Here is a 14,309-nt window from a genome sequence, read left to right on the forward strand (position 1 = left end):
AAATAGACAAGCGTCAAAACCGCCAGGCTCAAAAATTCATAAAAATCTGGAGTGGCCGGGCCGAAGCCGCCGTCACTTGACGACGGCGGAACCCTTGACGATCTCGATCGTCTCGTCGCCGGAAAGCCCTATATGGTCGCCATCAGGCGTCGTCATGAAGCAGCCGGAAGGGCAGACGCGTTCGGATGCGCCGGCATCGACAACGACCTCCACGCGGTTGCCGCCTTCGGTGACAGTCAGCACCACGGCTGCGTCATCCTTATTGGTGACGGAGGCGGCCAGCGCCAGAGGTGCCGCGGAAAGGAGAAGAAGAAATGCGACTGCGGATCGTGTCACGGTATGCGACATGGACTGTACGCCCTCCCCTGGAGCGCTCGTCGCGGCACCAGCCGCGATCGATTGCAGAGGTTATAGCGCAAGACCCGTGAATGAGCGCTGAATGACCCGTTCAGCCTTTGAGCTTGCCGTCTGCCGTCTTGCCGCGCAATTGGCGCACCGGCCGCTCGTCTTCAACCGCTTCTATTTCCTTGCCCTCGTCTTCGGCCGTCGCCTCCTCGGGCTCATCAGGCTTTTGGACAAGCACCTTCTCCGCATCCGCATTCGCCTGCCGGTGAATGGTCAGATCGCTCTGCGGCAGCGGGATCTCGATGCCCTCCGCCTTGAAGCGCCTGAGGATCTCGATCCTCAGATTGTTGCGCACTGTCAGGCCGTCGCCCATGTCGGCCAGGAAGAAGCGCAGTTCGAAATCGAGCGAGTAAGGCCCGAAGCGCAGGAACTCGACATGCGGTTCCGGATTGCGCAGGATGAGCGGCACGGCCGCCGTCAGCTCCAGCAGAATATCCATCACCTTGCGCGGATCGGCCTCATAGCTGACAGAGACCGGAATTTCCGAACGTCCGAGCTTGTTGCGATGTGTCCAGTTGCCGACGAGCCCGTTGATAAGCTCCGAATTCGGCACGATGATCGACTGCTTGCGGAAGGTCTCGATCTCGGTCGCGCGCACCGAGATGCGCTTGACGATGCCTTCGGCCGTTCCCGAAACGACATGGTCGCCCACCTTGAAGGGGCGTTCGACGAGCAGGATCAGGCCGGAGACGAAATTCGACACGATGTTCTGCAGGCCGAAACCGATACCGACCGACAGCGCCGAGGCGACGAGCGCAAGGTTGGAAAGATCAATGCCCGCCGCCGAGATGCCGAAGATGGCGGCCACGCCGACGCCGAGATAACCGATGCCCGTCTTGACCGAATTGCGCACGCCGAGATCGACATGGCTGCGCGCCATGACATTGCTGTCCAGCCACTTCTGAACCCAGCGCGTCGCGAGATAGCCGCCGGCAAAGAGCAGGATGCCGGTGAAGATACCGAGCAGCGAAATGTTGATGCCGCCGAGCCGCACCTCGGTGAACAGCCGGTAGGCAAGCAACTGCAGGTCCTGCACATGGAAGCCCCAGAGCAGCAGGATCAGCGGAATACCGGTCAACAGTGCCACCGCATAGATCAGCAGGCCGACCACCAGCCCCACCTGATCGATCGCGACAGGCCCGAGTTTGAAACGGGTTTCCAGGAAACGCCCGAGGAATGTATCGGCGAAATTGTCCTGCCGCGACACCGCCTTGCCGAGCAGCAGGCCGATATAAGTGGTCACCACGATGGCACTGGTGATGATGAGCTGGGTGGCGACGAAGCGCGCCAGGCCCACGTAACCCGAGAGTGCCGCAAGGATGAGGCCCGCACCGAAGACCCGCAGCAGGATCGCCATGCCGCGCGGCCAGTGACGGCCCGGCGCATCGGGATCGCCATTCTTCGCCAGCATCGGCTTTCCGAATGACACGGCAATCAGGATGATACCGATGATCAGCGCCGCAAGCAGGCTGCGCACGACGGTCAGGACCAGCGGCGATCCCATTGCCTCGCCGATGGCGCCGAAGAGATAGTCGAGCGCGTTGACGACGGCCATGGCGATCAGGCAGTAGCCGACCGAGCGTGCGCCGAGATTGGAAAGGCGCACCAGCCGCCAGGACGGATCATTCGGGGCAAAGACCGCGTTGACGAAGCGGCCGACGAAATAAACCAGGCCGATAGAGCCGAAGAGCGCGCCGATGACAGGCGTGATATCGCTCCGCAACACGTTGAAGCCATCGAGGAAGATCAGCGACGTCACCAGCAGCGCATCGAGCGAAGCCGTGCGGATCAGCGTCGACCAGAAGGCGAAGGAAAGGCGGCTGATATAGGACGGTTCTTCGATATTGACGTTGCGCCGCAGATACTGGCCGAAAAGCCGGTAGCCGCCGGAAAGCAGGATCAGGGCCGTCGCGAGCGACAGGAAGATTGCCGCAAAGAGCGACAGGCTCTTGAACTTCCAGACGAAGGTGATCCAGCTCGAAAACGTCTGGGAAAACTCACTCGCTTCCCGAACGAAGGCGCTGCTCGCATCGTCGAAAACGGAGAGGGAGATTTCGGTGCGCCGGAACAGCGTCGCAGTGAAGAGCTGGCGGCGCGTCGCCGTGATCACGTTGGAAAGCTTGGTGATTGCGATCGACAGGTTCTCCGCGTCACCCGTCACGGCATTGATCTGCGAGCGCTCCGATGTCAGTGCATTGCGCTCTTCGGTAACGATCTGCGCTTCCGGCGGCTGCCCGTCCTTCGGCGGTTCGCCGAGTTCGGCAAGGCGGCTCTTGATCTGGTCGAAACGTGGGCGCAGGCTGACGGAGGTGGCGATAACGCCGCGGCCGAGTTCATCCGCTTGGCCGGCAAGCTCGACCAGAGCGTCATCATTATCGGCATTCTGCTTGACGCGATCCTGCAGCGAGGCAAGCTGGCTCTTGGCCTTGTCGATATCCTTCAGCGCCTGATCGAGCGCGCTGTTTGCAAGCGGCGGCTCGGCCGGCGTCGTTTGCGCCGGGACTGGCTGAGTTTGAGAAGGTTGAGAAGGCGCCGCCTGCGTCTGGGCCCCGGCCGGAGTCTGCGGGGCCTGTGCGACGGCCGCCTCTCCATCGAGATGCAGGCCGGCAACAGCCAGCGACAGCAGGAGAACGGTGCGAAGCAGCCAGTGTGTCAAGCGCAAGATGTCCCCGCGTGGATTCGTCTCATCAGGTGTTGACTGCTTCTTATAGGAAAGAAAGGCGACAGAAAGGCGGAATTTTCAGGTAACAGTTCAGAAACCGGAGCCTGGAAGCGCCAGATACGCCAGTTCGGCGTCGCTCGACTGCCGCCCGACAATGGCGTTGCGGTGCGGAAAACGCCCATAGGTCGCGATCACATCGCGGTGCCGAACCGCATAGTCACGGAACTCCTCGTCGCCGAGCGCGGTAAAAAGCACCACCGAGCGATCCTGCTCGACGAGATCTTCCGCATGCTCGAACGGCATGTAAAAGAACGCCCGCCGGATACTCTCGACGGCCTGGTCGGCGCCGGCGGCGAGCGCCATCTTCGCCTCGCGCAGGGCCAGTCCGTCGGTCGAAAAGGCAAGCGGTGTCCCCCGATAAATGTTGCGCGGAAACTGGTCGAGCACGATCACGGCGGCAAGCATATTCTCGGGGCTGGAGCGCCACTCCTCGGTGACGCTGCGGGCAAGCGACAGGTGGGTTGCGCGAAACCGCGCCCGGATTTCCTCGTCCAGTTCGGCGGTCGAATTGAACCATTGCTCGCGGCTGCAGCGGACGAACCAGAAATCATAGACTTCGCCGGGTGCGCAGATGATATCCGTGTTCATGATCCCTCCCCGGCCGCCTCAGTTGACGGCAAAAGCGAGTATGGCCCGCGTGCCGCTGTGCTGCCGGTCGTAGACGAGCTCGGCTTTCAGACTGCCGGCCATGGCGTTCAATATCTTCGTGCCGAGACCCGTTCCCTTCGCCGGACCCGAGGGATCAAAACCCTGGCCGGCATCTTCCACGGTGACCCTCAGCCGGTCGGTGTCCTGCTCGACGATAACATTGATTTCGCCGGGGCTGCCGTCCTGATAGGCATATTTGAAGGCGTTGGTGACGAGTTCGCTGACGATCAGGCCGAGCGTGATCACCTTGTCGGTCGCCAGATTGACCGGCTGGGAAGTCAGCACCACGCGATGCGGCCGTTTCTCGTCGCGCATCGAGGCTTCGAGCTCGGTCAGAAGGCTGCTCAGATACTCATCCACCTGCACCGTGCCGACCTGTCGGTTGGTGTAGAGGCGACGGTGGACGCTGGCGATCGCATTGATGCGCATCTGCGTTTCCTGCAGCGCATCGATCGCCACCTGATCGCTGGTCATGGACGATTGCATCCGGATCAGCGCACCGACAAGGCCGAGGCTGTTGGCGATGCGGTGATTGACTTCGGCAAGCAGCATTTCCGCATGATCGCGTTGCTGGCGGATCACCTCCTGTGCCTGCGCCGTATCGCGGCGGAAGCGCGCCCGCTCCAGCCCCTGTTCGAGGGCAGCGGCCAGAAGATCGAAATAATCGGGCGAAACGCCCTTTAGAACATAATCGTCTGCGCCGGCCTTCAGGGCTGCGACCGCAATGCTCGTATCGCCGGAACCGGTGGCGTAGATAACGGGCGGATGATCGGGAATCGCCACGATGCGCGGCAGGATATCGAGCCCGGTTTCGGCCTTCAGGAAATGATCCAGAACAACCGCATCGATACCGCCCTCGGCAAGCAGCGCAAGGCCGGTCGCTCCGTCACTTGCCCATTCGAGCGTAAAACCGCGACGGCCTAGGTTCTTCTGCATCAGCAGCGCAAGTTCTTCGTCGTCATCGATATAGAGGATACGGATTGCTTCACCCGTATCGCCGCTGGACTCGCTCATTCCGCCTCCGGGCATTTTCCCGCAGCAATACCGGCTGTGAGGCCGCCGAGTCTTTCTGCACGAGACTGTGGTATTGCATCGGCAGGCGTGCGTAAACAGCACCTGTCCTTTGGTATGATGTGACGCCTGATGCCTGGCGGATCGAAGGAGAATGCCATCGAGAATGTCGACCTCTGCCGGCTGCGGCCGGAAGCCCCTCTAAAAATTGCGAACACAGATACTGAAAACCAGCCGCTTAACGCAGGGGAAGGCAAATAGTTCCGACGATAATTCAGCTTTTTTGAAAGCGGCGGTGGTGGGAAACTTCAGCACCCGCATCGGCTGAAAGCCGCAGGAAGCGCAGGCAGGACAAAAATCCGATCATGCCGACCACGAAGAAAGCCCAGCGGAAGTCACCAAGAGCAGGGTCCGCAGCCCCCCGAAAGCCCGCGGAAATGTTGAGCACGGCGGCCGCAACAGCAACACCAAGCAGCATGGAAATCTGCTGCAGCATGCTCGACAGCGTCGAGGCCGAACTTCTCTGCGCCGGGCCGATATCGGCAAAGGACAGCGTGTTGAGGGCCGTAAATTCCATCGAGCGGGAAAGCCCGGCAATGAGGAGCAGCGCCGAGATGACGACCTCGGGGGTATCAGGTGTCAGGAAGCCGCAGGCGACGATCGAGCCGGCAGCGATGACGCCGTTGAAGAAGAGCACGTTGCGGAAGCCGAAGAACCGCAGCAGCGGCGTCGTCACCACCTTCATGCCGAGATTGCCGAGGAAATAAATCAGGAGATAGGTGCCGGCGGCAATCGAGCTCAGGCCGAAGCCGAGCTGAAAGAGCAGCGGCAGCAGGAAGGGCGTCGCATTGATCGCCACACGGCAGGCCGTGCCCGCCGAAAGGGTCGTCATCGAGAAGGTCTGCACCTTGAAGGCGGAAAGATCGAGCAGCGGATTGGTAACCCGCAGGAAGTGCCGCGTCGCCATGACGGAAAGCACGATGCCGGCCGCAAGCAGCACGACGAGGGGTACAAAGCCGCTCTGTGCTTTGACTGACAGTTCAAGTGCCGCAAGCAGCAGGGTCAGCCCCGCCGCACTGAGGAAAAAACCCTTGATATCGAGCGGCCCGACCCTTTCCTCGCGCTGTTCCGGCACGAAGCGCAGCACCAGCGCGATGCCGATCAGGCCGATCGGGATATTGATCAGAAAGTTCCAGTGCCAGCTGGCAAAGGTAGTGATGAAGCTGCCAAGCACCGGGCCCACTACGGGTGCGGTCAGCGCCGGCCAGGTAATCAGCGCAATCGCCCGCACCAGTTCGGACTTGCGGGCGTTCTTGAGCACGATGATGCGCCCGACCGGCGTCATCAGCGCGCTGCCCGCACCCTGTACCGCACGGGCAATGACGAATTCGGTGAGGCTTCCCGACAGGCCGCAGAACAGCGATGCCACAGTGAAGACCGCAATCGACACGAGAAAGACGCGCCGCGCCCCAAACCGGTCGCCGAGCCAGCCGGAAAGCGGAATGAAGGCCGACATCGTCAGCATATAGACGGTGATGCCGATGCTCATGGCGACCGGCTGCACACCGAAGCTCGTCGCCATCTGCGGCAGCGAGGTGGTCACGATCGTCCCATCGAGGATCTGCATGAAGAAGGAAACGGCAACGACGAGCGCTACGATCTTCGCCTGGCGGAAACTTGCCGCCGCATCTGTGTTCTCACGCGTCTGAACTGCAGTCATCGATCTGCCAATGCGAATTTCGGGTGCGCGGGAAAAGACGGAAGACCGACAGCCATGTCGCGCGGAGGAATATCCAGCCTGGATACGCTCCTTATCCCCGATCGGAAAGGTCAGATGCCGCCAAGGCCGAAATTTCTGTCACATGTTCCGCAACAATCGATGTCAGCGGCCAACAGCCGTCTCGATTCCCCGCAAGGAAGCATGACCAATCGCCTGAAGGCACACAAGGCAGAGCACCCTGCCCGAAGATCGAAACCTGTGCCGATGATGATGGTTTGATATCATGTGTCTGCTTTGCAGATTCTAAAGGCAAAGCCGCAGAGCGGATTGCGGGAGCACGCCCACGGGGAGACGTCATGGAAAATGGAGCACCCGATCTCGGCCGCAGGGCCGTTGAAGCCAACGCCAAGTTTCTGGTGGCCCTCGCCGTCATGGTTTTCCTGACGAAGGGCACACTCGCCTATTGGCAGGGCTGGCTGTTCCTTGCCAATTTCGCCGCCTGGTCGGCCGGCTCATCGGCCTATTTCTATTATCGAGACCCGGCACTTCTGGAAAAGCGCATGCGCGCCGGCCCGGCCGCAGAAACGGAACCCGTTCAAAAGCGCATCCAGCTCTTCACCGGCGCTGTGATGATCGCCCTCATCGTGGTTTCAGCACTCGATTACCGCTTCGGCTGGTCGACCGTTCCAGTATGGGCAATCATTTTCGGCAATCTGCTGATCTCGACAGGATTCCTGTTCGTCGTCTTCGTCCTCAGGGAAAATACCTTCGCCTCGGCCACCATCCAGGTGTCCGAGGACCAGAAAGTCATCTCCACAGGCCCCTACGCCCTCGTGCGGCACCCCATGTATGCCGCCGTCCTGCCGCTGGCATCAGGCATCCCACTTGCCCTCAATTCTTGGTGGGGCCTCGTCATCGTGCCGCTGATTTTCATCGGCCTAATCCTGCGCCTGCTCGACGAGGAGCACCATCTGCGCCAGGACCTACCCGGCTACGAGGATTACTGCCGCAACGTGCAATACCGGCTGTTTCCCGGCATTTGGTGAATCCCCTTGAGATTCAAACCGGCTCGTACCGGCTTACCTCCAGCCCCGATCCGATCGGCAGCAGCACGCTCGTGATCCCCGGCTTAGCGCGGATGGCCCCCGCATAGACCTTCACGTCTTCAGTCACAGGATAAATCATGTTGTCGGCAACGATGATCGCGCCCGCATTGAGCTTCGGATAGAAGGCATCGAGGCATGGCAGGTAAAGATCCTTCCAGAGATCGACGAGCACGAAATCCACTTTGCCCCGCAATTCGCGGATCATCGCGACCGCGTCGCCCACCCGGAAATCGATATGTTCAGCAAGACCGGCCCTCTCGGCCATCGTCTGTGCATGGGCGGATTTATAGCCATGCACTTCCATGGTGATCAGCCGCCCGCCGGTCGCACGTGCAGCTTCAGCGAGCCAGATGCCGGAATAGCCGAAGGAGGTGCCAAGCTCGAGAATGGTCGGCGCCGTCAGACTTCTGACAAGAATATTGAGAAATCGCCCCGTCTCCGGGCCAACCGCCCGCATCCGCTGATCCTGCCCGCCATCGCGGCCTCCCGGCGCCTCCTGGCGTGGTGCTCCGCGCTCCTCCTCGATCCGCTGGTGATAGGCACCGAGCACGGTGAGCACCTTCTGATCCAGCCGATATTCGCCGATATTGTTCTGTTTGTCATCGCTCATTGCCATTCCTCCAGGGATAGGCTTGCGACGGTAGATGCCGCAGCAAGGACTTCGCTCCAGCGAGTTAAATACCGGGGGCGTCTTCGGGCAAGTGCAGAATGTTTGGAAGGTGGAAAGCGCTGATTCCCGCAAATGGAGGCGGCGGAATCAAAAAAGCAGAAAAAGCCAGCAAGCCTTTGATATCAAAGGCCTTACTCTGGATTTCGTTCTCTTCAAAGGAGAATTTGGTGGGTGATGTAGGGCTCGAACCTACGACCCGCTGATTAAGAGTCAGCTGCTCTACCAACTGAGCTAATCACCCGTACCGTGCTTGGCTGCGCGGCGTGACGGGGCATATAAATAGGATCGTCCGGCTTGTCTAGCGCCCTGCCGAAAATTCTTTGGTTAATTACGAAGTTTTTTTGTCAGGTACTGGAAATCCAATGAAATCAAAGGTCGAGCGTGCCGGTCGCAATCCGCACCGCCTGACCGCCGATCCGGGCATTCGAGATGGCTCCGCCTTCGATATCCATATGCAGGTGGATGAAGGACGGGCGGCCCATTTCCACGCCCTGCTCGATGAGGATCGGGTAGTGCCCATCCGTCAGCCGGTCGAAATGGTTGATCGCGCCCGAGAGGGCGGCGGCTGCCGAGCCGGTGGCCGGGTCTTCTGAAATGCCCATGCCGCTTGCAAACATGCGGGCATGGAACTTGGCGACATGGTTTACGCCGCCGCGACAGTAGATATAGGCCGAAGCAAGCGCGCCATCCACGAAGGGCACCGTCTTTTCCCAGAGCTGCGGGTCGAACTCCAGACGCTCTGCCGCGCCGACGTCGTGGACCGGCACCATCAGGAAGGGAACGCCGGCGCTCCAGATCGACGGCACGTGATTCTCGAAGCCGATCTCTGTGGTCTTCAGCGATAGCGCGTCGGCAATGCCAAGCTTGTCGAGCGGCAGCGATATCTGTTGGGATTTGCGTGGCAGGTCGAATTCGGCAAAGCTCGCCTCGCCTTCGCGCAGCCGGACGGCACAACGCACCGGCCCGACATTTTCTTCGAGGACCGAAACGAGATCGAGCCTTGCAGACCCGTGCGCCTTCTCCGCCAGCGCAATCGCCGTACCGACCGTCGGATGGCCTGCAAAGGGGAGTTCACGGCCGGGTGTGAAGATGCGGATACGCGCGGTATAGGCGGGGTTGGCAGCGGGCTGCACGAAAACCGTCTCGGAGAGGTTGGTTTCGCGGGCAATCGCCTGCATCGCCTCGTCATCGAGCCCATCGCCGTCAAAGATCACGGCCAGCGGATTGCCGGCAAGCTTGGTGTCGGTGAACACGTCATAGATGCTGTAGCTCAACGCCACATCGGCCTCCCTGAATCGGTCATCGAGCCGCCAACCTGCCCGACAGAAAAGCCAAGTGCAAGCTTACCTGCTAAAATACCAGTCGATGATCGCCAGCATGGCGACGTTGTAAGGCTGCGCGGCCGGATCGGCAGAGCGAATGGCAACCGCCCCGGCAATTTCCTTGTCGTCGGCCACCAGCATGTGGGCGCCGATGAAATCGACCATTTCATCGGCCGTCATATCGAAGCGGAACAACTTGAAGAGCGACACCGAACCGCGCACGTGGCCGGCATGAAGACCCTCGCCCGCAATGGCGTCAGCAAGATCCAGCCCCGTTTCCTCCATCACCTCGCGACGCATGTTGCTGTCGATATCGCAGCGCCCGCCTACCACATCTTCCGGCTCGAGCGAACCGGCTGCGAAATAGACCTGACCGGGATTGGCCGTGTGCGCCCCCATGCGAATCGCGACCAGCGCACCATCCGAGGATTCCAGCACCGGATAGGCAAAGAGATGAATGGCGCCCTTCCGCTCCGGCTGCCTGCGCCACCACATGAAAGCCGAGAAAGGAACGATATAGGCTTCGCCTGCAATCCCCGCCTCGGAGAGCCTCAGCCGGTGTTGCAGCACCATGCGACCATCGAAAAGCGCAGGGTTGGCGGCAATTTCGCGCTCCCAGTTCTCGCGGATCACCGATCGGTTGGCGACAAGGAAGGGATGATCGCCGTCCAGCACGCGCAAGTCGGTTCCTGCAATCGAAAATACCGTCCGCTCCGGGGGAAAAGCTGAAAGATCTTCTGAAAATTCCGTTGAAAAGCTCGCGGTCATAAAAGATCCAAGGTCATGACGACTGGGCAGTGGTCGGATGCCTTCGGCCTGTCCCAGCCGGTGCGCGGGTAACGCTCCACCTCTTGCCCCGGCGGGAAGACGGTGCGATAGGGTTGTCCGTGGCGGATGATTTCGGGGATGCGCTTGGCATTGGCGGCAGCAAGTGCGGGTGACAGCCAGAGATAGTCGAGCTGGCAGAGCCACTGCTCCTCCGGCCCGCGCGCATGATAGAGCGTCCAGCGGTCGAGCGGCTCGCGGCGGCGCACGACATTTTCGGCAAATCCGTCCTGGCTGAAGACATCGAGCGCGCTCTCTGCTTCGTCCTGATGCTCGAACCGGTAGCCGGTGCCTCGACGGCCGATAACATCGACCCGCTCCTGATAGTCGTTCATGTCGCCGCAGATGACGAAGTTCTTTTTCGCCGTATGCCCGGCGCCGAATCGGTTTTCGATGATGCGGCGAACGGCGCGCGCCTCCGCCCGGCGGATCGGCAGGGTCGATTGCCGCCCGTCCAGCCCGTCGCGCGGGTTGCCCATCGACTTGAAATGCACGACGTAGAGCGTCAGCGGCACCCCGCCGATCCTCAAATCCAGTTCCAGGCAGTCGCGCTTGAAGATCTTGTCGTCGAGCCGGTTGGTCTTGCCGATCTCCTCGTCGAAGAGAGCGAAATCGCGATAGGTCACCATCGCATGGCTCTTGATGTCCTTCAGTTCGATCTTTTGGCCGTCGCGCGTTTCCTCGCGCATCAACACGGCGACATCGATGCCGCGGCTGTCATTGCCTTCGACCAGGTATTTCTGCCGGTAGCCGTTGCCGACCATGCGGTAGAGATAGCCATATTCGAAGGCCTGAAGGGCGGCCATACTGTCGATTTCCTGCAGGCAGAGAATATCGGCATCCGCATCTGCAATGGCGAGCGCCGTCATCTGTCTGGTATCATCGGTCGAGGCGATCACCCGTGCCTGCTCGAGCTGCTGGTAGACGCCCTCGTTATTGACCTCGAAGAGCTTGATGACGCGGTCCTGCCGAAGCTGGTTGCGATAGCCCGTGAAATCGAAACGGGTCAGCAGGTTCTCGACATTGAACGTGGCAAGGCGAAGCGACATCAGGCATTCCCGGTTGGATCGATGCCAATTACTAGAGCAATTTCAGCAAAAGTATGCAGCGGTTTTTGCGTCCGGAATCGCTTGAAAACAGTTAAAGTCGAATACGCGCTTCGAAAAGCCGTTTGTCCGTCAGAGCCGCCAGCCGGCGCGTATGACGACATGCACTGCCTCATTAGGGACAACAGCCACGCGGCTGTAGGCGCGCAACGCCTGGCCGTTGCCGAGCATTAACTTCACGGCATAACGCTCACCCTCGAAGAGCACGGATTCGACGGTTGCCGGCGCGCCCTCGCCGCCGATGATCACATCTTCCGGCCGCACCAGAATATCGGCGCCGTCGATATTGGCGGCATATAGCGCGCCCTCCAGCTCGTCCCATTCAAGCTGGCGCTCACTCCCCATGACAGGCAGCGTGACGATCGCGCCGCGGCCGATCAGCCCGCCGACCATGCGTCCTTCCGGCCGCGCATAGATCTCCGCCGGCGGTGCCACCTGCAGCAGCCGTCCTTCGGACATGACGGCGATGTCGGTCGCCAGTGCCATCGCCTCGCTCTGGTCATGCGTCACATAGATCATCGTGGCGCCCGAGCGCTGGTGAAATTCGCGGAACGTCTCCTCCATCTCCTGCTTGAGATGCCGGTCGAGGTTGGCGAGCGGCTCGTCGAGCAGCACGACATCGGGCGATGTCACCAGGCAGCGGGCCAGCGCCACGCGCTGCCGCTGGCCGCCCGAGAGATCGGCCGGCCGCCGCTCGGCATAATCGACGAGGCGCACGGTCGATAGCGCCTCGCGTACTTTCGCCTTGTAGGTCTCACCGGAGATGCCGCGTACCTTCAGCGGATATCCGACATTATCGGCGACACTCATATGTGGCCAGAGCGCGTATGACTGGAAGACCATCGCCATATTGCGCTTTTCCGGCGGCAGTGATTGCGAGGCGTCGGCGAGGAGCCGCTCGCCGAGGTGGATGGAACCGTCGCTCGGCGTCTCGAAGCCGGCAATCATCCGCAGCACCGTGGTCTTGCCGCAGCCGGAGGGGCCGAGCAGAGCCAGAAAACCGCCCTCGCGAACATCCAGCGAAAAGCCGCTGACGGCTGCCCTGCCGGTGCCGAAATCCTTGGCCACCTGATTGAGGATCAGCTTCGCCACGGCACCACTCCCTTGGGCAGATGTTTCGCCAGAAGCTCCAGAAGCAGCATCATGGCGACGACCATGAAGACGACGAGCACGGAGAGAGCCGAAGCAAGATCCGAACTGCCGCTGTCATCGAGATTGTAGATGGCAACGCCGAGCGTCTGCGTGCCCGCCGACCAGAGCAGCGCCGAAATCGTCAACTCGTTGCAGGCAATCAGGAAGACGAGGATGACCGAGGCACCGGCCGCCGGCGCAATCAGCGGCACGATGATATCTTTCAGCCGCCGGAGGAAGCCGGCGCCGGACAGCCTTGCTGCCTCCTCCAGCGCCGGGTCAAGCTGGTGAAAAGCACTGACCACGGGCTTTAGGCTGACGGCGAAGAAGGAGGAGAAATAAGCGATGAGAATGATCCAAACCGTGCCATAGAGCGTCACGTTCAGCACCGGAATCGGTGCGGCGAAGACGAGAATGAAGCACACCGCCATGACGATCCCCGGCAGCGAATAGGGAATTTCGACAAGGCTGGAGACAATGCGGGACAGCGTATCCTTCCGCCGCGTCAGCGCATAAGCCGCAAGCACCGTCACGAAGAGCAGGCCGACCGCCGCTCCGCTTGCGAGCGACAGCGAATTGACGAAGGCCGTGCGTGTCACCGCCTGCCGGAAGAGGATTTCCTCGAAGGCATGGAACGTCATCGTCTTGAAGGTGAGTGGCACGCCATAGGCCGGCACCAGAGCCCCCGCGACCAGCGCGAAGAAGGGCGCGGCCAGCATGAAGAACAGCACGATCCAGAGCAGCGGTGCGAACACGAGCTTCCATGTGCCAAGCTCGAAGGCGGCCGTGGCACCCGAAAGCCCGATGACGCGATAGTCGCGCCCGCGCAGCGCCCGGTCCTGGATCGCCAGACCCGCGACCGAAATCAGCGCGATGATGGCCGACAGCAGCGCCACATCGCCGAAAGTGCGGCCGGTAAAGGCGGTGAATTTCGAGAAGATCAGCGTCGGCAGCGTGAAGATCGAGGCCGGAATGCCGAGAATGGCCGGAATGCCGAAATTGCCGGTGCAGGAAACGAAGGAGATCGCCGCCCCCGCAACGACGCCCGGCAGCGACAGCGGCAGGATGATATCGCGGAAGACACGCAGGCTCGAAGCCCCCGAGAGCCGCGCCGCCTCAACCCCGTCGCGCGGAAGGGTCATCAGCCCTGCCCTCAGCGCCAGATAGACGAGCGGCGCATGCTGCACACCATAGAGCAGCGCAATGCCGCCGACTGAATAGAGCGGCTGCGGCGATCCCATCGGCGGGGCGATATGCAGCGCCTTCAGAAGCGGGCTGGACGGCCCCGACATCTGCACCCAGGCAAGGGCGGTGACTTGCGGCGGGATCATCATCGGCAGCACGAAGAAGAAACTGAGAGGCCCCTTGGCCGGAATATCCGTCAGCGTCAGCAGATAGGCGAAGGCGCAGCCGATGGCGAGCGAGATGAGCGTGCCGAGAACGGCCGTGACAATGGTGTAATAGACCGCCGACCAGACCATCGGGTCCGACAGAACCACCATGACGCCGCCGTTGGCAAAGGCGGAAATGCCGACGATCGCGAGTCGCGCCAGGGGCAGCACGCTGAGGAAGAGAACCACCGAAATAATAAAAGGAAACAGCCAGACGGGCTGGCTGCTCCCTGCACGTACATAACCCTGCAT

At 61.1% G+C, this 14,309-nt stretch carries 12 protein-coding genes and 1 tRNA gene; 1 reads left to right on the plus strand and 12 read right to left on the minus strand.

Going from position 1 to position 14,309, the window contains the following annotated elements; all coding sequences use genetic code 11:
* Nucleotides 1-72: 72 nt before the first annotated feature.
* The 5 genes from FHT78_RS03220 to FHT78_RS03240 all read right to left on the minus strand — a co-directional run bounded on the left by FHT78_RS03220 (nucleotide 73) and on the right by FHT78_RS03240 (nucleotide 6,506).
* Complete coding sequence (locus FHT78_RS03220; RefSeq protein ID WP_183740433.1) at nucleotides 73-348, minus strand: hypothetical protein; 276 nt, start codon at nucleotides 346-348, stop codon at nucleotides 73-75.
* Between the two features lie 100 nt (nucleotides 349-448).
* Nucleotides 449-3,067: a mechanosensitive ion channel family protein gene (locus FHT78_RS03225; RefSeq protein ID WP_183740435.1), complete on the minus strand. Its 2,619-nt coding sequence runs from the start codon at nucleotides 3,065-3,067 to the stop codon at nucleotides 449-451.
* 90 nt (nucleotides 3,068-3,157) lie between these two features.
* A complete protein-coding gene (locus tag FHT78_RS03230; protein WP_183740437.1) occupies nucleotides 3,158-3,715 on the minus strand; it encodes a DUF924 family protein in 558 nt (185 codons plus the stop codon).
* Nucleotides 3,716-3,733: 18 nt separating this feature from the next.
* Complete coding sequence (locus FHT78_RS03235; protein WP_183740438.1) at nucleotides 3,734-4,789, minus strand: histidine kinase dimerization/phosphoacceptor domain -containing protein; 1,056 nt, start codon at nucleotides 4,787-4,789, stop codon at nucleotides 3,734-3,736.
* A gap of 271 nt (nucleotides 4,790-5,060) precedes the next feature.
* Nucleotides 5,061-6,506 carry an MFS transporter gene (locus FHT78_RS03240; protein ID WP_183740440.1) on the minus strand — a complete coding sequence of 482 codons (1,446 nt, stop codon included), beginning with the start codon at nucleotides 6,504-6,506 and terminating at the stop codon, nucleotides 5,061-5,063.
* Between the two features lie 356 nt (nucleotides 6,507-6,862).
* On the opposite strand from FHT78_RS03240, the gene FHT78_RS03245 reads away from it, so the two are divergent.
* Entirely contained in the window at nucleotides 6,863-7,552 is a 690-nt protein-coding gene (locus tag FHT78_RS03245; protein WP_183740442.1) for an isoprenylcysteine carboxylmethyltransferase family protein, read from the plus strand.
* 13 nt (nucleotides 7,553-7,565) lie between these two features.
* Here the strand turns inward: FHT78_RS03245 and FHT78_RS03250 are convergent, their stop codons facing one another.
* The 7 genes from FHT78_RS03250 to FHT78_RS03280 all read right to left on the minus strand — a co-directional run bounded on the left by FHT78_RS03250 (nucleotide 7,566) and on the right by FHT78_RS03280 (nucleotide 14,309).
* The gene (locus FHT78_RS03250; RefSeq protein ID WP_210289767.1) at nucleotides 7,566-8,183 is read right to left on the minus strand and encodes a class I SAM-dependent methyltransferase; all 618 of its coding nucleotides are present in this window, start codon (nucleotides 8,181-8,183) and stop codon (nucleotides 7,566-7,568) included.
* A 264-nt stretch (nucleotides 8,184-8,447) separates the two neighbouring features.
* Nucleotides 8,448-8,523 (minus strand) — tRNA-Lys (locus tag FHT78_RS03255).
* A 127-nt stretch (nucleotides 8,524-8,650) separates the two neighbouring features.
* The gene (locus tag FHT78_RS03260; protein WP_183740446.1) at nucleotides 8,651-9,562 is read right to left on the minus strand and encodes a PhzF family phenazine biosynthesis protein; all 912 of its coding nucleotides are present in this window, start codon (nucleotides 9,560-9,562) and stop codon (nucleotides 8,651-8,653) included.
* Between the two features lie 63 nt (nucleotides 9,563-9,625).
* Complete coding sequence (locus tag FHT78_RS03265) at nucleotides 9,626-10,372, minus strand: NUDIX hydrolase (RefSeq protein ID WP_183740448.1); 747 nt, start codon at nucleotides 10,370-10,372, stop codon at nucleotides 9,626-9,628.
* Nucleotides 10,369-11,478 carry an endonuclease/exonuclease/phosphatase family protein gene (locus FHT78_RS03270; RefSeq protein WP_183740450.1) on the minus strand — a complete coding sequence of 370 codons (1,110 nt, stop codon included), beginning with the start codon at nucleotides 11,476-11,478 and terminating at the stop codon, nucleotides 10,369-10,371. The genes FHT78_RS03265 and FHT78_RS03270 overlap by 4 nt, the downstream gene beginning before the upstream one ends.
* Before the next feature lie 129 nt (nucleotides 11,479-11,607).
* Complete coding sequence (locus tag FHT78_RS03275) at nucleotides 11,608-12,627, minus strand: ABC transporter ATP-binding protein (RefSeq protein ID WP_183740452.1); 1,020 nt, start codon at nucleotides 12,625-12,627, stop codon at nucleotides 11,608-11,610.
* A complete protein-coding gene (locus FHT78_RS03280) occupies nucleotides 12,615-14,309 on the minus strand; it encodes an iron ABC transporter permease (RefSeq protein ID WP_183740454.1) in 1,695 nt (564 codons plus the stop codon). Before FHT78_RS03280 ends, FHT78_RS03275 begins: the two co-directional genes overlap by 13 nt.

The organism is Rhizobium sp. BK196, assembly GCF_014193255.1.
Lineage (GTDB): Bacteria > Pseudomonadota > Alphaproteobacteria > Rhizobiales > Rhizobiaceae > Rhizobium.

Excerpts from the sequence above, each read along its gene's own strand:
- FHT78_RS03220 (WP_183740433.1), bottom strand. The coding sequence starts at position 348 with ATGTCGCATACCGTGACACGATCCGCAGTCGCATTTCTTCTTCTCCTT.
- FHT78_RS03230 (WP_183740437.1), bottom strand. The coding sequence starts at position 3,715 with ATGAACACGGATATCATCTGCGCACCCGGCGAAGTCTATGATTTCTGG.
- FHT78_RS03235 (WP_183740438.1), bottom strand. The coding sequence starts at position 4,789 with ATGAGCGAGTCCAGCGGCGATACGGGTGAAGCAATCCGTATCCTCTAT.
- FHT78_RS03240 (WP_183740440.1), bottom strand. The coding sequence starts at position 6,506 with ATGACTGCAGTTCAGACGCGTGAGAACACAGATGCGGCGGCAAGTTTC.
- FHT78_RS03245 (WP_183740442.1), top strand. The coding sequence starts at position 6,863 with ATGGAAAATGGAGCACCCGATCTCGGCCGCAGGGCCGTTGAAGCCAAC.
- FHT78_RS03265 (WP_183740448.1), bottom strand. The coding sequence starts at position 10,372 with ATGACCGCGAGCTTTTCAACGGAATTTTCAGAAGATCTTTCAGCTTTT.
- FHT78_RS03270 (WP_183740450.1), bottom strand. The coding sequence starts at position 11,478 with ATGTCGCTTCGCCTTGCCACGTTCAATGTCGAGAACCTGCTGACCCGT.
- FHT78_RS03280 (WP_183740454.1), bottom strand. The coding sequence starts at position 14,309 with ATGCAGGGTTATGTACGTGCAGGGAGCAGCCAGCCCGTCTGGCTGTTT.